Raw genomic sequence first — 17,586 nt, forward strand, 5'->3', positions numbered from 1 at the left:
TTCTCGGGCGGGGTTAGTCCAGGAGGAGATCAGCCAAGAGGAGGTCTCTCGGTGTGGTGAGCTTGATATTCGTCTCTTCGCCTTCGACGAGGGTGATAGTACCGAGGCCAGCAGCTTCGTAGACCGAAGCGTCGTCGGTGAACTGCGGGCTGAAAGGCTGCTCATAGGCACGATGTAGGCGCTCGAGGTCGAAGGTCTGCGGGGTCTGTACCGCACGGTAGCGGGCTCTATCGACAGCCTCACTACCGTCGTCCTCCCCGAGGAGGCGCAGGCTATCGGTGACGGGGCAGGCTGGTAGAGCGGCGCCCGTCTCTTCGGCTACCTCGAAGGTGCGGCGAATCAGTGTGCGCGAGACGAGAGGACGTACTCCATCATGAACGGCGACAAGGCCCTCAGTGGGGAGCTCACTCAGCCCCGAGCGTACGGAGTCGAAGCGCGTGGCGCCACCCGTAGTGATGCGGTGTGGGAGGGTGAAGTGATGCTCGGTACAAAGCTCTTGCCAGAGGTCTTGCTGCTCGGCGGGGAGCACGAGAATGAGCTCCTCGACCTCGGGGGCGAACTGCCGTAGCGTGTGCATCAGGACGGGCTCACCACGCAAGGGGAGGAACTGCTTCGGCAGGTCGGCACCCATACGCAGGCCACGCCCGCCAGCGACGATGATAGCGTAGCGATGTGCCATTAGCCTTCGGCTTGAGGGTCTTCGCTGAGCTGTGCCATGAGGCTCGTGAGCTGCTTATCGGCCTGCGTGAGCTTCTCACGGCAGTGCTTCGAGAGCTCGACAGCCTCCTTCACGAGGCCCGTGAGCTCGTCTACATCGGGGCTTTCGCTCTCGATGCGGCGGACGATCTCGTCGAGACGGCTTGCAGCTTCCTTATAGGTCAAGTCTTTTTTCATCGTATGTCTATGTGTTGGTGCCACGAGATGGTGGCGGGGGATACGTGCGTCTACGGCATCCAGAGCGGCACACTCTCGCCTTAGCGGGCGGTGTGCTGCTTGCGACGGGAGTCGATGCCGAGGAAGATGAAGAGCAGGAACGTGAAGCCCCACAGCGAGGAGCCCCCGTAGCTGAAGAAGGGTAGGGGGATACCGATGACGGGGACGAGCCCCAGCACCATCCCCACATTGATGAAGAGGTGGAAGAGGAAGATCGAGGCCACGCAGTAGCCATAGACCCGCCCGAAGCGTGTCACCTGCCGCTCGGCAAGCGCCACGATACGCAGGATGAAGACGGCGTACATGATGAGTAGCGCCGTCGAGCCTACGAAGCCCGACTCCTCCCCGACGGTGCAGAAGATGAAGTCCGTCTCCTGCTCGGGCACGTAGTTCAGCTTCGTCTGTGTGCCCTTGAGGAAGCCCTTACCGGTGAGCCCACCCGATCCGATAGCGATCTTCGACTGGTCGACATTGTAGCCCTTCCCCTTGAGGTCGCTCTCGATGCCGAGGGCGATCTTGATACGTACCTGCTGGTGGGGCTGGAGGATATCGTTGAAGACGTAGTTCACCGAGTAGAAGAAGCCGAGCGATCCGATGGCGAAGATGGCCATCAAGAGGTAGCGCAGGAGGTATTCGCGCAGGGCGAGGTAGAAGAGCGTGCCTACGGCGATGACGACGAGGGCTACAGCCACATAGGCGAGGTTGAAGGCGACGAAGAAGTTCACCACTCCTGCGATGAGATACACGCCGAGGACAGCACCTACGGCATAGAGGAGGTAGCGCCAGCGGTTGCGCCAGTCCTGGGTGTAGACGACGTAGAGTACGGCGGTGAAGACGAGGATAGCGTTCGAGACGAAGAAGAGGTCTGCGTCCGTAGCACTCCACCACAGCGTGTCCTCCAAGACGAGCGCCCCGATGAAGTACACCGCTGCCGAGGTACTGAGCCCCATGAAGAGCCCCGAGAAGCCTTCGCGGAAGAGCGCAAGGAAGAGAGCGAGGAAGACGAGCGCCGAGCCCGTCTCCTGCTGCAGGAGGATGAGCCCGATGGGGAAGAAGATGATAGCGAAGATCTTCAGATAGCTGCGTATCGACTCGATCTTGAAGTCATACTGATTGCATAGCCACGCCAGCGTGAGGGCGGTAGCGACCTTCGCGAATTCCGCCGGCTGTAGGCGCACCGGCCCTAAGACGAGCCACGAGCGTGAGCCCTTGATATCCGGTGCGATGACGATCGTCACCATCAAGAGGAGCATCATCGCCCCATAGAAGAGCGGGGCTCCCACCTCGTAGATATCGGTGTCGAGCGAGATGACAGCGAAGCCTAAGACCAGCCCGAGTCCGATCCACAGCAGCTGCATCATCGGGCGACCGCCAGGGCTCAGCAGCGCCTCCGTCTCGAAGTTGTACGAGGCGCCACAGATAGAGAGCCAGCCGAAGAAGACCATGATGAGGTACATCAAGATCGTCACCCAGTCGATGGACTTATAGAATGGCTGTGAAGAAGACTGTCGCATGGCGGGCGCTATATATCGTTGAGGTAGGAGATACTGCGGTGCTCCATCGAGGAGGCTATGGCCTCGCCACTGCCCGAGAGCTTGCCGTCACGGAGGTAGTACTCCATCATCACACGGCCGATAGGCACACCGAACTGCGCCCCGAAGCCCCCGTTCTCGACGTAGACCGAGACGGCGATGCGTGGCTTGGAGCGAGGCGCAAAGCCGATGAAGGCCGAGTGGTCCTTACCGTGGGGATTCTCTGCCGTACCGGTCTTACCACATACCTCGATCTCACCTGGGGCGAAGTTCGCAGCACGACACGTACCGCCCGTGACAGCACCAGCCATACCTGCGACGATATACTCCCAGTTCTCGCGGGAGATCCCTGAGGGCTGGTGGTTGCGGTACATCGAGTCCAGAGGCACACCGCCGATAGAGTGCACGACGTGCGGGCGGATGTAGTAGCCGCGGTTGGCGATGAGGGCGGCGAGATTCGCTATCTGCAGGGGCGTGGCGAGCACTTCCCCCTGCCCGATGGCGATGGAGATGATGGTGTGGCCGTTCCATGCACCCTTATAGAACTTATCGTAGACCCCGCTATTGGGGATATATCCGCGCTTCTCACCCGGCAGGTCGATACCGAGGCGGTAGCCGAAACCGAGGGAGATCATACGCTGCTTCCAGTGCTCCAGAGCGATGGCTGCCGAGGGGTAATGGCGGCGGTCGTCGAGCATGAAGTGCAGGCCCCAGCTGAAGTACGCATTACACGAAGTGGAGAGGGCGGGGATGAGTGAGGTGGGCGAGCCGTGGCTGTGGCACTTGGGTCGGTTGCCCAGCGGTGGGTAACCGTGATGACAGGCAAGTGCTGTAGAGGGAGTGAGGACACCTTCCTCGAGGAAGATAGCACCCTGTGAGGGCTTGAAGGTCGATCCGGGAGGGTAGTTCCCTTGGATAGCGCGGTTGAGGAGTGGCTTACCGAAGGTCTCCTCGAGCATACGGTGGTTGGTCCCCTTGCTCTTGCCTGCGAGGAGCTCGGGGTCGTAGTTCGGCGCCGTGACGAGGGCAAGGATCTCACCCGTCTCGGGCTCAATGGCGACGATAGCGCCACGCTTACCGCGCATCATGCGCTCGCCCAGCTCTTGCAGACCAGCATCGATGGAGAGCGTGAGGTCACGCCCAGGGACGGGAGCGCGGTCGTGCGAACCGCCATCCAGACGTCCTTGGATACGGCCACGGGCATCGCGGTAGAAGATCTCCTCACCCTTGACGCCACGCAGTACCTCTTCGTAGGTGCGCTCTACCCCGCTTCGGCCGACGAAGTCCCCACGCATGATCGTGCTGTCACGCTCGAGGTCGGTGAGGCTGGCTTCGGAGAGGTAGCCCAAGAGGTGGGCGGCATTGTGGTAGTTGTACTGGCGGACGGTACGGGAGCGCACCGAGAAGCCTGGGAACTTATACAGCTGCTCCTCGAAGCGCCCTACTTCCTCGGGCTCAAGCTGTGAGAGGAAGACCTGCGGGGTGTAGGGGTTGTAGCCGCGGTTGATACTGCGGTCACGTACGGCGGTGAGCTTCTGTACGATCTCTTCGCGAGGCAGGCCAAGGGTATTGGCAAGTAGCGTGGTGTCGAGCTTCCCCTTCGCCTCGTGGTTCACGATCATCAGGTCGTAGATGGGGCGATTGGCCACGAGGAGCTGCCCCTTGCGGTCGTAGATGACGCCACGCGAGGGGATGGTCGAGAGGATGAAGTAGGCATTATTCTCCGCCCGGCGCTTGTAGTCATTGCTGGCTACCTGCAGGGTAAAGAGGCGGATGATGAAGATGGTGACGATGGCGAAGGTGAGGCCGATGATCAGCCACCGTCTACGGAAGAGCTCGTCGTTGACCATAGGAGAGCATCACTTCGAGCGAGCCCCTTCTCCCGTGCCGAAGAAGAAGAGGGTCATCACCGCCAGCACCCATGAGAAGGCATAGCCCGATGCGAAGCTGATGATGATATGTAGACCCCCCATGCGCATCCCTGCGGCCTGGAGGATATAGAGCGTGACGTGGTGCACGAGCAGGAGCAGCGTGATGAGCATCACCGAGCCTCCACGCAGCGTGGGGAAGAGGGGCAGGGCGTGCGGTATCGTGTTCTTGTCCGTGAGCAGTGAGAGGATGGGCTGGCGCATGAAGGCTGTCAGCGTGAAGGCCGAGGCGTGCAGGCCAGGCGTGAGGCTGAAGATATCGATGAGCATCCCTACGGCGAAGCCCGAGATCGAGAGTACGGTGCGGTTCGTGTCTACCGGCAGGAGCAGCAGCACGAAGGGATAGAGGTAAGGGGTCGCCACACGGAAGAGGGCGATGGGACTCAGTACCCACACCTGCAGGGCCACCATAAGGAGGGCGAAGAGGATGAAGCGCAGATAGGTAGAGCTATTCATTGGGTCTGATCGAGTCTTCGAGGGCGCGTACCTCGTGGGTGGGCTTCTCGCGGATCACGTAGACGTAGCGTAGACCCTGGAAGTCCGTGGAGAGGTGCACAGGATAGTTGGCGAAGGTCCCAGCGCTGCCCTTGACGCGAGCGGGGACGGAGTCGGCGATCGTACCGACCATCATCCCCTCGGGGAAGAGGTAGGAGTAGCCGCTCGTGGTGATGGTGTCACCGATCTGGGGGTGGGCGTGTGGGGGGACGTTGCTGAGGATCGCCTCATTGGCATTCGGGCTCGAGGGAGCTGCGAGGGTGCCACTGACCTCCTGCCCGAGGAGGGTACATGCCAGGCGAATCTTCGGGTTGAGGACGGGGATGACGAGCGCGTAGTGGTCGGAGACGGCCATCACGGCGCCGACGACGCCCGTGGCACTCATCACGCCCATGTCGGTCTCGATGCCGTCACGGCGCCCCTTGTTGATGGTGTAGTAGACCTCACTGGTGTGCGCCACACGATTGACCACACGGGCGATGATGACCGCCGAGGGGTCGATGGGGAGGCTGTCGGTAGCGTGCAGACGAGGCAGCAGGCCGTGGGCTTCGGCATCCTGCATCTGACGTGCCAAGAGGGTATAGGCCGTACGTAGGCGTGCATTCTCCCTCAGTAGCTCCTCATTGCGAGGGCGTAGGCCTACATAGCTCCAGCCCTCGGTCATCAGCTCATTGACCCGCCCAAAGACGGCACTCGTCGCGTACCAGCCGAGGCTCCTCGAGTAGAGGGAGCCGCTTAGGTACGTGACGAGAGCGATCGTCTCCAAGATGAGGAAGACGAACCAGTGTCTATACTTCTGGAGGAACTCTAAGAGCTTATCCACGGGCGGAGTAGGCTACGGGGCTTAGCGGAAGAGGAAGTTGAAGTTGTGGATGTTCTTCAGCGCAATGCCCGTACCAAGAGCAACAGAGTGCAGGGGGTTCTCAGCGATCTTGAAGTCAAGACCGAAGCGCTTGGAGAGGCGCTTGTCAAGACCACGCAGGAGGGCACCACCACCGGTGAGGACGACACCATTGGCGACGATGTCGGCGTAGAGCTCGGGAGGCGTAGCCTCGAGCGTGCGGAGGATAGCGCTCTCGATCTTGCCGATCGAGTTGTCGAGGCACTCGGCGATCTCACGATAGTTGACCTCTACCTTGCGGGGCATGGTATCCATCATGTTCGCACCCCAGACGGTGAAGTCTGCAGGAGCGTCATCGAGGTCGGCATAGACAGCGCCTACCTGGATCTTGATCTGCTCAGCGGTACGCTCCCCGACCTTGATCTGGTGCTTCTCGCGCATGTGGTCCATGATGTCCTGCGTCAGCTCGTCACCAGCGGTGTCGATGGACTGATCCTCGACGATACCACCGAGCGAGATGACAGCGATCTCCGTCGTACCACCACCGATGTCCACGATCATGTGGCCTTCGGGGGCGAGGACGTCGATGCCGACGCCGATAGCTGCAGCCATAGGCTCGTAGATCATGTACACGTCACGACCACCAGCGTGCTCGCTGGAGTCGCGTACGGCACGGATCTCTACCTCCGTGCTCCCTGAGGGGATACAGACGACCATGCGCAGTGAGGGGGTGAACCACCCACGGCGGCGGCTGATCATGCGGATCATCCCGCGGATCATGTGCTCAGCGGCGTCGAAGTCTGCGATGACCCCTTCGCGCAGGGGGCGGATCGTGCGGATGTTGGCGTTGCCCTTCTCGTACATCTCACGAGCCTTAGTCCCGACGGCGATCATCTCGCCCGTGCGGTTGTCGAAGGCTACTACTGAGGGCTCATCGAGGACGATCTTGTCGTCCTTGATGATAATGGTATTGGCAGTACCCAGGTCCATCGCCAGCTCCTGCCTAAAGGAAAATAGTCCCATGCTTATCTATTAGTCGATTCGTATTCTTAGTGCTTGAAGTGACGCACCCCCGTCATCACCATGGCTACGCCCAGGCGATCTGCAGCGGCGATGCTGTCAGCGTCACGTACCGAGCCACCAGGCTGGGCGATAGCGGTGATACCAGCTTCGGCAGCGAGGGTGACACAGTCGTCGAAGGGGAAGAAGGCATCGCTCGCCAGTACGGCGCCCTTGAGGTCGAAGCCGAAGTGACGTGCCTTCTCGATGGCTTGCTTGAGCGCATCGACACGTGAGGTCTGTCCGACACCCGAGGCGATGAGCTGACCGCCCTTGCTCAGGACGATAGCGTTGCTCTTACTGTGCTTGACGAGCTTGGTCGCGAAGACCAGATCCGTAAGCTCCTCAGCCGTGGGTGCTACCTTAGTAACGGGCTTCATCTCAGCCGTAGTCTCTACTGCGCGGTCGGTCTCCTGAGCCAGCACACCACCGAGCATCGAGCGGTAAGACCAGCGGGCATCGATGGCCTCCTTCTGACGCAGGAGGATGCGGTTCTTCTTGCCTTCGAGGATGGTGAGGGCCTCAGCTTCGAAGTCGGGAGCGATGAGTACCTCGAGGAAGAGCTTGTCGATCTCGCGCGCCGTCGCCACGTCGATGGGGCGGTTGGCTACGAGTACGCCACCGAAGGCGGAGACGGGGTCACCTGCCAGCGCATCCGTCCACGCCTCGAGGAGGGTGGGGCGAGAGGCGCAGCCACAAGCGTTGTTGTGCTTGAGGATGGCGAAGGTAGGCTCAGAGAAGTCCTGGATGAGTGAGACGGCTGCCTCGACATCCTGGAGGTTGTTGTAGGAGAGCTCCTTGCCGTGGAGCTGCTCGAAGTAGCGGTCGAGGTCGCCGTAGAAGACGCCCTTCTGATGGGGGTTCTCGCCGTAGCGCAGAGGCTTAGCCTCGTCTGCCGTGAGGCGGAGCTCAGAGCGCTCCTCGCCGTCGAAGTAGCGGAAGATAGCTGAGTCGTAGTGCGAGCTCACAGCAAAGGCGCGACGAGCGAAGTGGCGACGCTCCTCAAGGGTCGTGCGAGCGCCACGCTCACGGAGGATCTCAAGCAGTGTAGCGTAGTCTGCCTGCGAAGGGATGATGACGACGTCCTCGAAGTTCTTCGCTGCCCCACGGATGAGGCTGATACCGCCGATATCGATCTTCTCGATGATATCTTCTTCGCTGGCGCCCGAGGCTACCGTAGCTTCGAAGGGATAGAGGTCTACGATCACCAGGTCGATGAGGGATAGGCCGTATTCGAGGACCTCCTTTTGGTCGGTCTCGTGTCCGCGGCGGGCGAGGATACCGCCCTGGATAGCGGGGTGAAGGGTCTTGACGCGCCCCCCGAGCATCGAGGGATACTTAGTCAGATCTTCGACGGCAACACAAGGGTATCCGAGCCCTTCGATGAAGGTGCTGGTGCCCCCCGTGGAGACGAACTCTACGCCCTGCTCGTGCAGGAGCTTTAAGATTTCTGCTAATCCTTCCTTGTGGTATACCGAGACAAGTGCTCGACGTATGACCTTCTCCATGAGTTACTAAGCTAAGTCAAAGTGTGATGTAAAATACGGCGATCAGCACCTCGCCTCCGCTCGGAGGCTATACGTGCTAAGCTACTAAGCCACACAAAAATAACGATTTTCCCGCAGTGTACCTATCTCGCGCGTATCGTGAGGGCTTCTATCTTGCCTGTGAGTACGCCCCGAGTCGCACTATTGCTTAGGCTCTACTACCCCCGCTTGTTTTCTTGCTCTCCTTGTCGGGTAAGTCGCTTACATCTATACGGATAGATGCCTTCATTCAGCGCGAGAACTATCGCAGAGCACTACTCCTATACTTCGTCCCTTGAGGGGAGATTCTTTGGCTCATCTATGGGAAAAGTTCGGTCTACGTACGTGGATCATCTGTCCACGTACGAGCGCTCTAAAATCCACGTGCCTTGTCCTATCGTCTACGTACGTAGATCGAGGGAGAGGAATACGACTTCGGAGCTTTTTCTCGCGGAGGATAAGGGTTTTTCCTATAGTGATTTGTGGGTGCAAGTCCTATAGAAGCGCACGGGCTGCAGTACCGAAGGTGTACTGCAGCCCGCGCGCTGAAGGGGGTGGGGGGCTTAGACGAAGAGGAGCTGCTCGAGGGCATAGGCCACACCGTCCTCGGCATTGGAGCGGGTGACGAAGTCCGCACGGCGCTGGATATCCTCGGGTGCATTGCCCATGGCGACGCCTGTGCCGGCCAGCTCGATCATCTCGAGGTCGTTGTAGTTGTCGCCGATAGCGATGAGATCCTGCGGGGTTATGCCGAGGACGTCGAGGAGGCGAGCGAGCGCACTACCCTTATTCACGCCAAGGGGGACGAGCTCGAGGAAGTAGTCGCTGGAGCGGAAGGCGCCGACACGCGTGCCAAGTTGCTCCTTGACAGCAGCCTCGAGCGGGATGAGCTTCTCCAGCGGGCCGACGGCGAGGCACTTCGGGAGGCTTTCCGTAGCAGCCTCGACGAAGCTGGGTACACGCTTGAGAGGCATGCCCGTGATGACGACTTCCTTCTCTGCATACGGGTCATCTTCGCGCTCGGTGAGGATGTGCTCCTCGGTGTAGGTGAGGATGTTTGCCCCATGCTCCTGCACGAGGTGGTAGAGCTGGGGGATGAGGTCGGCATCGAGGAGCTGGGCGCTGAGGAGGCGCTTGGAGCCCGCCTCAAGGATCTTCCCGCCGTTGAAGGGCATGAGGTAGCCACCGTAGTCCGCTATCTGCAGAGCTTCGGCCAGGGCGCCGAGGGCTGGGGTGGGGCGACCCGAAGCGAGGATGATGCGGGTGTCGTAGTCTCTCTGGGCACGGAGCAGGGCCGAGCGGACGCCCTCGGTGAGGACGTGCTCCTTGGTGATCAGCGTGCCGTCAATATCAAGTGCTAATAGTTTCATTATTCAGTCGTTGTGGAATATAAATCGGGGGCGAGAGGCTTAGTGCGCATCGAGCCACGTGGGGCCATGGCCGATGCTTACCTCGAGGGGTACGCGTAGGTCGGGGTAGACGGACTCCATCGTGCTGCGGACCAGCTCGGTCATCTCGGCGAGCTCGTCGGTGGGGACGTTGAAGTTCAGTTCGTCATGTACCTGCAGGATCATACGGCTCTTGAGACCCCGCTCGCGGATTGCGGCGTCGAGGCGGATCATCGCGATCTTGATGAGGTCGGCAGCTGAGCCTTGGAGGGGCGCATTGATCGCATTGCGCTCGGCATAGCCACGTACGACAGCGTTCGCGCTATTGATATCGGGGAGGCTACGGCGACGATCGAGGAGGGTCGTCACATAGCCACGATGCTTGGCCTCCTCGACGACGCGTGACATATAGTTTGCCACCCCAGGGTACGAGGCGAAGTAGCCGTCGATAAGCTCCTTGGCTTCCTTGCGGGGGATGGAGAGGCGCTCGCTAAGGCCGAAGGCGGAGATGCCGTAGATGATACCGAAGTTCGCGGTCTTCGCGCGGCGACGCATATCGGGTGTGACCTCCTCGGGCGTGAGGCCGTAGATCTTCGCAGCGGTGGCCTGATGGACATCTTGCCCAGAGCGGAAGGCCTCGATGAGGGCGGGATCTTCGCTGAAGTGTGCCATCAGACGCAGCTCGATCTGCGAGTAGTCGGCGCTGAGGAAGGTACAGCCTGCATCGGGTACGAAGGCCTCGCGGATGGCACGACCCTCGGGCGTACGGATGGGGATATTCTGGATGTTGGGGTTGCTGCTGGAGAGGCGACCGGTGGCGGCGATGGTCTGGTTGAAGGACGTATGGATCTTTCCATCGGGGTAGACGAGGTCGGGCAGCGCCTCGATGTAGGTGCTGAGGAGCTTCTTCACACCACGGTAGTCGAGGATCTTGCCCACGACGGGGTGCTTGTCACGGAGCTTTTCTAAAACTTCTTCGCTCGTGGTGTACCCCCCCGTCTTGGTCTTCTTCGCCTTCTCCATGATCTGGAGTTCGTCGAAGAGGGCTTCGCCGACCTGCTTGCTGCTATTGACATTGATGGGGTGGCCGATGAGCGTGCTGATCTCTGTCTCGAGGCGCTCCAGCTCACCCTGTAGCTCGCCCGCTTGGCGTGCGAGGCAGGCCTTGTCAAGGCGTACTCCCTCGCGCTCCATACCGAGGAGTACCTTCATCAGTGGCATCTCGATGGTGCGGAAGAGCTCGGTAAGCCCTGCCTTCTCGAGGCGCTCTGCGAAGTACTCATAGAGGAGGTGGGTGATGTGCGTATCCTCCGCAGCGTAGAACTGCAGGCGCTCGGGCTCGACCTGACGCAGGTCAAACTGCTTCGTCGTCTGCGGGGCGATCATCTCCTCGAAGGGCATCATCTTATAGCTGAGGAACTTCTCCGCCAGCTCGTCCAGCCCGTGGCGCATATCGGGGTAGAGCAGGTAGTGCGCGATCATCGTGTCGAAGTGCTCGCCAGCCGTCTCGATGCCGTAGGAGAGGAGGATATGGAGGTCGTACTTGAGGTTCTGCCCGACCTTCAGCGAGGTCGTGCTCTCGAAGATGGGGCGGAGCTGGTCGAGGAGTGCCGTAGCAGCCTCGCGCTCAGCGGGTACGTCGAGGTAATAGGTCGTCTCTCTGTCGAGGGCGAAGGTGATGGCTACCAGCTCTGCTGTCAGCGCATCGGCGCCTGTGGTCTCGGTGTCGAAGGTGACGACCTGAGCCTTGGCAGCTCGCTCGACGAAGGCGGGGAGAGTCGTCGGGGTGAGTACCTCTATGCGCATCTGCGGTACGTCCGTGGGGGCAGGCGTCTCGGCTTCCTCAGTCTCCTCAAGTCCAGCGAAGAGGTCATCGGGTGGGAGAGCGACCTTCTTTGGTGCGGGTGCGGGAGCCGTGCCGAGGACGCGAGAGAGGAGCGTGCGGAACTCCAGCTCCTCGAAGAGTCGGCGCACCGCCTCTTCGTCCTTCTCCCTTCGGGCGTAGTCGCCAGCGGTATAGCTGATGGGCACGTCACGGCGGATCGTCGCCAGATAGTAGGAGAGGCGGATATCGTCTGCGCCCTCGATGAGCTTCTTGCCCGTAGCGCCCTTGATCTCCGAGGTGTGGGCGAGGAGGTTCTCTACCGTGCCGTATTCGCTGAGGAGCTTCTGTGCGCCCTTCTCACCGATACCCTTACAGCCGGGGATGTTGTCCACCTTGTCCCCGAGGAGTGCGAGGTAGTCGATGACTTGTGCGGGGGAGTCGAGGCCGAACTTCTCCCGGATCTCGGCTTCGCCCCAGATCTCGTAGCCCCCGCCCTGCATCGGGCGGTACATACGGACGTGCTCGGTGACGAGCTGCCCGTAGTCCTTGTCGGGCGTGACCATCAGCACCTCGTGGCCCGCACGGGCTGCCAGATCGCTCAGCGTGCCGATGACGTCGTCCGCCTCGAAGTCGGGGACTTCGACAGCGGGGATGCGGTAGGCGCTGAGAAGCTCACGGATGAGCGGTACGGCGATGCGGATCCCTTCGGGCGTCTCTTCGCGCTGCGCCTTATAAGCGGGATACTCGCGGTGGCGGAAGGTGCCACCTGCGGGGTCAAAGACGACGGCGATCTCCTCGGGATTCTCCTTCGAGAGGAGATCCTCCAGCATAAGGACGAAGCCGAAGACAGCACTGGTATTGCGCCCCTTGCTGTCGAAGCGTGGGGCTTTGATGAAGGCGTAGTAGGCGCGGTAGATCAGGGCGTACGCATCGAGGAGGAAGAGTCGCTGAGCCATATCGGTGGGATGTGAGGGGCTTGTGGGGTGGGAGAGATGATGGATTGTCTGACGGCGCGCCTGCGGGGAATGCAGTCGGCTCACAGGGACCTATTATATAGGTATACAAAAGTACTTACTTAGCCCGTACTGCGAAAAACGGGCGTTTTTCCCGCCTTCCGCAGGCGTGCTTTCTCGTCCCCTTAGCCCCCGCATATACATTATATGTATATGTGCGCCCGCGCGCCACGCGAGAGAAAAAGAGCCGCCCCACAGCAGGCCACGTCGGTGACTCGCTGTGGGGCGGCTGGGTGATGTATGGGAGAGCTTCCTTAGAGGAAGCGCAGGTATTGGGCGATAGTCGTGGGGAAGAAGCGGTGCTCCAGCTCGTGGATGCGTGCGGCGAGCGTCTCGACGGTGTCATCAGGGCGCACGGGACAGGTCGCCTGTAGGAGGTGGCGCCCGTGGTCATAGTCTTCGTCGACGAGGTGGATGGTGATACCACTTTCCTTCGCTCCCGAGGCGATGACGGCAGCATGCACACGGTCGCCGTACATGCCTTGACCGCCGAAAGAGGGGAGGAGCGCAGGGTGGATGTTGATGATGCGCTCGGGGTACTCCATTATATATATAGGAGTGATGAGGCAGAGATAGCCCGCCAAGATGATGAGCTCGACGCCGTGCTCCTTCATCAGAGCTATCGGGCGCGTGCCTTCACGAAGCTCTGCGTTTGTAAAATAATGACAAGGTACACCCAGTCTTTCAGCCCGCTGGATGACCCCTGCCTGAGGCTTGTTTGTGATGATCATAGCCACCTCCGCCTCGCCTGTAGCGCGGAAATGATGGACGATAGCTTCGGCGTTTGAGCCATTGCCAGAAGCAAGTATTGCTATTTGTTTCATAAATAGTTGTATCTTTGTGCACAAATGGAGCGTATCTGTGCAGTGCGTAAGCGCCACACGGGAATACTCCGAGCTACTCCCCCTGAGTGCCGCTCATTATATGGTACAAAGGTAGAGCAATGCAGTGTAAAGAAAGAATACATAACTAAGTAAAGAAAAAGAATCATGTCACAGATCAACGAAAAGGTAGTCGAAATCATCGTCGAAAAGCTCAACTGCGAAGCAAGCGAAGTAACTCCTGAAGCAAACTTCTCCAGCGACCTCGGTGCTGACTCTCTCGACACCGTAGAGCTCATCATGGAATTCGAAAAGGCTTTCGACATCCAGATCCCCGATCAGGACGCTCAGACGATCAAGACGGTCGGCGACGCTATCAACTACATCGAAAGCAAGAAGGCTTAATAGCCCTCTCGTCGAGATAAAGGAATTTGCTGATGGAACTCAAGAGAGTCGTCATCACTGGAATAGGCGCTATCTCACCTCTCGGGGCTACGGCCCGCGAGACGTGGGAGGCTGTCGTAGCGGGGAAGAGTGGGGCAGGCCCCATCACCCTCTTCGATGCCTCAAAGTTCAAGACCACGTTTGCTTGCGAAGTCAAGGAATTTGACGTCAGCAAGTATATCGATAAGAAGGAGGCTCGCCGCTTAGATCGCTATGCTCAGTTTGCCATGGTGGCAGCCGAAGAGAGTATCGCCGATTCCAAGCTTGACGTAGAGACAGTAAATAAGAACCGTGTCGGGGTCATCATCGCCTCCGGTATCGGTGGTCTCGGGACCTTTGAAGAGGAAGTGCGCGGCTACAACGAAGAGTCGGGCCCTCGCTTCAATCCCTTCTTCATCCCCAAGATGATCTCGGATATCTCCGCAGGTCACGTGTCGATGAAGTATGGTTTCCACGGGCCCAACTACTCCACGGCTTCGGCTTGTGCTTCGTCTACGAACGCACTGATCGATGCCTGCCACCTCATCCGCCTCGGTAAGGCTGACGTCATCATCACTGGTGGTGCCGAAGCCTCGATCTGCGCTGCTGGTGTCGGTGGATTCAATGCGATGAACGCCCTCTCCACTCGCAATGACGATCCTCAGGGTGCTTCCCGCCCCTTCAGCGCTTCGCGCGATGGCTTCGTCATGGCCGAAGGTGCTGCTTGCCTCGTCGTCGAGGAGCTTGAGCACGCTCTCGCTCGTGGTGCACACATCTACGCTGAGCTCGTAGGTACCGGCCTCTCGGCTGATGCTTACCACCTCACGGCTACTCACCCTGATGGGCTGGGTGCTAAGCTGGTGATGACCAATGCACTCGAGGATGCAGGGCTCTCCCCTGAAGATATTGACTACATCAACGTACACGGGACTTCTACGCCTGTCGGGGATATCTCCGAGTCCAAGGCTATTAAGGAAGTCTTCGGTGACGCTGCCTATAAGCTGAATATCAGCTCTACGAAGTCTATGACGGGTCACCTCCTCGGTGCTGCTGGTGCTATCGAGGCTGTCTTCGCGCTCAAGGCCGTAGAGGAGGACATTGTCCCCCCCACGATCAACCATGCTGCCGACGACGAAGATCCCGAGATCGACTACAAGCTGAACTTCACCTTCAACCAGGCTCAGCGTCGTACCGTCCGTGCTGCCCTGTCGAACACCTTCGGTTTCGGTGGGCACAACGCGAGTGTCATCTTCAAGAAGTACGAGAAGTAATACGGCTCCACAGCCACGTATTATCAAGACTCCCTCTATAGCTCTATGATTATACGTATCGTGCGAGACGGACTTATGAGGCTCTTTGGGCGTAAGCCCAAGGAGCCTCTCTTCCTACTCGTCGAGCTCCTCGGCTTCGAGCCACGTGACCCAGAGCTCTATGACTTGGCTTTCCGCCATAGCTCGGTGAGTAAGACCGATAAGGAGGGCTTCAAGCTCAATAATGAGCGCCTGGAGTTCCTCGGTGACTCGGTGCTGGCCACGGCAATGAGTCATTACCTCTACCAGCGTCACCCACACTGGGATGAAGGAGAGATGAGTAAGCGTCGTGGTGCTATCGTCGGGCGTAAGGTCAACAACGCTGTCGCCCAGCGCATGGGCCTTGATCGCCTGCTTCAGATCCGCCGCGAGGCACGTCAGGGTAGTACCGACATATATGGTAATACGCTGGAGGCGCTCATCGGGGCAATCTTCCTTGATCAGGGCTATGCCCGTGCCGAGGCGTTCGTCCACCAGCGTATGGTGCCCCTCTTTATGGAGCTTGAGGCAAGCCTACGAGAGCAGACTACGAACTATAAGTCGCTGCTCTTAGAGTGGACGCAGAAGCACCACCTTACCCTTGACTTCCGTATGCTTCAGGAGCCGAAGCGCAGTGGAGCACCCTTCGTCTGTGGGGTCTACGTCGATGAGCGCAAGGTCGGCGTCGGGAGTGGTCCGAATAAAAAGGTCGCCCACCAGGATGCTGCGCATCGTGCGCTCTTGGCTCTCTGTCAGGCTGACCCTTCGGTAGCAGAAGAGCTGAGTATCCCCCAGGGAGAGCAGGTGCTTATTGACCTACCTTGATCGAAGCGTAGCCAGCCCTTTGCCTTCAGAAGTCGGTGCAATCTGCTGATATTATGAAGGTCAATAATTGGGATTCATTGCGTTTTCGTATAAAAACGTTATCTTTGCCGTGTGTAAATGTGGCTCTATGCGAAGGGCCACAAGGTGTGTCCCTACTTACGGCTTGCTGCTTTAGGGGCTTACTCCGCCTCTCATAGGTGAATAAGAGATCCTTGTAAAACAGCTCAAGGTCGCCTCTCTGAAGGACTTTGCGTGCGCCTTACGCTGTTTGCCGTAGCCCATCTGCGAGTGTGAAAAAGAACGTATACTCAATAATTAAATATGAATATGATGTTAAGAAAGAGTTTAATTGCTGCAGTTGCATGCCTCTCACTGGCTCCTGCTCTGCGTGCTCAGCAGACGACCGATTCCGTATATACGGTAGAGGTGAAGGATGCTGACAAGTATCGTGTTGAAACGAATCGCTTCGGCGCTAACTGGTTCGCTGGTATTGGTGCTGGTGCACAGATGTATTTTGGTGACCACGACAAGCAGATGCGTTTTGTCGATCGTATCACCCCTAACTTCGAAGCTTACTTCGGTAAGTGGTTCACCCCTGGTATTGGTATCCGTCTTGGTGCTAATGGTTATAAGATCAAGGGTGTTTCTGGTTGGACGGGTCACAACCTCGCTGTTGCCCCTAACCTCAACCGCGGTAACTACGGTGGCTTCATCACGGATTGGAATCCCGCTACGCACACTGGTAAGGTTTACCAGCACGCTAACGTGGGTTATCCTCTCTATGAAACCGAACAGCAGTACATCCACGCTCACGCTGACGTGCTCTTCAACCTTACGCAGATGGTCTGCGGTTACAACGAAGATCGCTTCTACTCGCTGATCCCTTACGCTGGTCTTGGCTTCGCTACGACTCTCGAGCGTGCTTCTACGACGGGTCGTCACTCCAATGAAGTGACTGCAAGCGTTGGTATCCTCAACCGCTTCCGCATCAACCGCGCTTGGGATATCAACCTCGATATCCGTGGTGCTTACGTAGGTGACCACTTCGATCAGGAGGACGTTGCCTCTACGCTCTCTGGTCAGGCTGTCAACACGGCTGGTCACTGGGGTGAAGGTCTTGTGACTGCAACTGTAGGTGTTAGCTACAACTTCCCCAAGCGTGGCTGGGATCGTAGCACGGTCACCGCGATCCGCGTTAACGAAAATGTCCTCAACGACCTCCGTGGCCGTCTGAGCGACCTCGAAGGTCAGAACAGCGACCTCCGTCGTCAGCTCGAGGAAGCGCTCAACCGCGAAGTTACCCCCGAGAACGTTGCTGCTGGTATGCCTCTTCTGGTTACCTTCCCCATCAACCGCTGGACGCTCAGCAACAAGGACCGTGTAAACCTTGGCTTCCTTGCTGAAGCTCTCAAGGCTAACCCCAAGCTCGTCTACTCTGTCTCTGGTTATGCTGACAAGGGTACGGGTAGCGCAAAGCGTAACATCTTCCTCGCTCGCAAGCGTGCTGAAGTTGTTTACAACTGCCTCGTTAACGAGTTCGGTGTATCTGAGTCTCAGCTGAAGAAGGATTCGCACGGTGGTGTTGCTAATATGTACTACAACGACCCCCGCTGCAGCCGCTCAGTTCTGTCGAAGGTCGCTGAGTAATCCTCCTTACTCCCCTACTGACTTTGGGTAGGCAGCTATAG

15 protein-coding genes are annotated in these 17,586 nt (G+C 58.8%); 4 read left to right on the forward strand and 11 right to left on the reverse strand.

Annotated features, from left to right (window positions below; genetic code table 11):
- Nucleotides 1-13: 13 nt before the first annotated feature.
- The 11 genes from HMPREF1121_RS04770 to purN all read right to left on the reverse strand — a co-directional run bounded on the left by HMPREF1121_RS04770 (nucleotide 14) and on the right by purN (nucleotide 13,364).
- Complete coding sequence (locus tag HMPREF1121_RS04770) at nucleotides 14-679, reverse strand: 2-C-methyl-D-erythritol 4-phosphate cytidylyltransferase (protein WP_044115013.1); 666 nt, start codon at nucleotides 677-679, stop codon at nucleotides 14-16.
- A complete protein-coding gene (gene xseB / locus HMPREF1121_RS04775; RefSeq protein WP_009432559.1) occupies nucleotides 679-894 on the reverse strand; it encodes an exodeoxyribonuclease VII small subunit in 216 nt (71 codons plus the stop codon). Before xseB ends, HMPREF1121_RS04770 begins: the two co-directional genes overlap by 1 nt.
- An 80-nt stretch (nucleotides 895-974) precedes the next feature.
- A complete protein-coding gene (gene rodA / locus HMPREF1121_RS04780) occupies nucleotides 975-2,447 on the reverse strand; it encodes a rod shape-determining protein RodA (RefSeq protein ID WP_044115015.1) in 1,473 nt (490 codons plus the stop codon).
- 8 nt (nucleotides 2,448-2,455) lie between these two features.
- The gene (gene mrdA, locus HMPREF1121_RS04785) at nucleotides 2,456-4,315 is read right to left on the reverse strand and encodes a penicillin-binding protein 2 (protein ID WP_044115016.1); all 1,860 of its coding nucleotides are present in this window, start codon (nucleotides 4,313-4,315) and stop codon (nucleotides 2,456-2,458) included.
- Nucleotides 4,316-4,324: 9 nt separating this feature from the next.
- Nucleotides 4,325-4,849 carry a hypothetical protein gene (locus HMPREF1121_RS04790; RefSeq protein WP_044115018.1) on the reverse strand — a complete coding sequence of 175 codons (525 nt, stop codon included), beginning with the start codon at nucleotides 4,847-4,849 and terminating at the stop codon, nucleotides 4,325-4,327.
- A complete protein-coding gene (gene mreC, locus HMPREF1121_RS04795) occupies nucleotides 4,842-5,711 on the reverse strand; it encodes a rod shape-determining protein MreC (protein WP_044115019.1) in 870 nt (289 codons plus the stop codon). The genes HMPREF1121_RS04790 and mreC overlap by 8 nt, the downstream gene beginning before the upstream one ends.
- 21 nt (nucleotides 5,712-5,732) lie before the next feature.
- On the reverse strand, nucleotides 5,733-6,752 hold the full coding sequence (locus HMPREF1121_RS04800) for a rod shape-determining protein (protein ID WP_044115020.1): 1,020 nt from the start codon (nucleotides 6,750-6,752) through the stop codon (nucleotides 5,733-5,735).
- A 26-nt stretch (nucleotides 6,753-6,778) separates the two neighbouring features.
- Nucleotides 6,779-8,296, reverse strand: a complete 1,518-nt coding sequence (purH, locus tag HMPREF1121_RS04805; RefSeq protein ID WP_044115022.1) for a bifunctional phosphoribosylaminoimidazolecarboxamide formyltransferase/IMP cyclohydrolase — start codon at nucleotides 8,294-8,296, stop codon at nucleotides 6,779-6,781.
- A gap of 581 nt (nucleotides 8,297-8,877) precedes the next feature.
- The gene (locus HMPREF1121_RS04810) at nucleotides 8,878-9,684 is read right to left on the reverse strand and encodes a Cof-type HAD-IIB family hydrolase (RefSeq protein WP_044115023.1); all 807 of its coding nucleotides are present in this window, start codon (nucleotides 9,682-9,684) and stop codon (nucleotides 8,878-8,880) included.
- A gap of 39 nt (nucleotides 9,685-9,723) precedes the next feature.
- Entirely contained in the window at nucleotides 9,724-12,483 is a 2,760-nt protein-coding gene (gene polA, locus HMPREF1121_RS04815; RefSeq protein WP_044115024.1) for a DNA polymerase I, read from the reverse strand.
- Between the two features lie 311 nt (nucleotides 12,484-12,794).
- Nucleotides 12,795-13,364 carry a phosphoribosylglycinamide formyltransferase gene (purN, locus tag HMPREF1121_RS04820; RefSeq protein WP_044115025.1) on the reverse strand — a complete coding sequence of 190 codons (570 nt, stop codon included), beginning with the start codon at nucleotides 13,362-13,364 and terminating at the stop codon, nucleotides 12,795-12,797.
- 165 nt (nucleotides 13,365-13,529) lie between these two features.
- On the opposite strand from purN, the gene HMPREF1121_RS04825 reads away from it, so the two are divergent.
- The 4 genes from HMPREF1121_RS04825 to HMPREF1121_RS04840 all read left to right on the forward strand — a co-directional run bounded on the left by HMPREF1121_RS04825 (nucleotide 13,530) and on the right by HMPREF1121_RS04840 (nucleotide 17,545).
- Entirely contained in the window at nucleotides 13,530-13,766 is a 237-nt protein-coding gene (locus HMPREF1121_RS04825) for an acyl carrier protein (protein WP_009432584.1), read from the forward strand.
- Nucleotides 13,767-13,798: 32 nt separating this feature from the next.
- On the forward strand, nucleotides 13,799-15,055 hold the full coding sequence (gene fabF / locus HMPREF1121_RS04830; RefSeq protein ID WP_044115026.1) for a beta-ketoacyl-ACP synthase II: 1,257 nt from the start codon (nucleotides 13,799-13,801) through the stop codon (nucleotides 15,053-15,055).
- A 45-nt stretch (nucleotides 15,056-15,100) separates the two neighbouring features.
- Nucleotides 15,101-15,898 (forward strand): ribonuclease III, encoded by a 798-nt coding sequence (rnc, locus tag HMPREF1121_RS04835; RefSeq protein ID WP_009432610.1) that lies wholly within the window; start codon nucleotides 15,101-15,103, stop codon nucleotides 15,896-15,898.
- A 327-nt stretch (nucleotides 15,899-16,225) separates the two neighbouring features.
- Nucleotides 16,226-17,545, forward strand: coding sequence for an OmpA family protein (locus tag HMPREF1121_RS04840; protein WP_232223736.1), 1,320 nt, complete (start codon nucleotides 16,226-16,228; stop codon nucleotides 17,543-17,545).
- Nucleotides 17,546-17,586: the final 41 nt, after the last annotated feature.

Source organism: Porphyromonas sp. KLE 1280 (genome assembly GCF_000700805.1).
GTDB classification, from domain to species: Bacteria; Bacteroidota; Bacteroidia; order Bacteroidales; family Porphyromonadaceae; genus Porphyromonas; species Porphyromonas pasteri.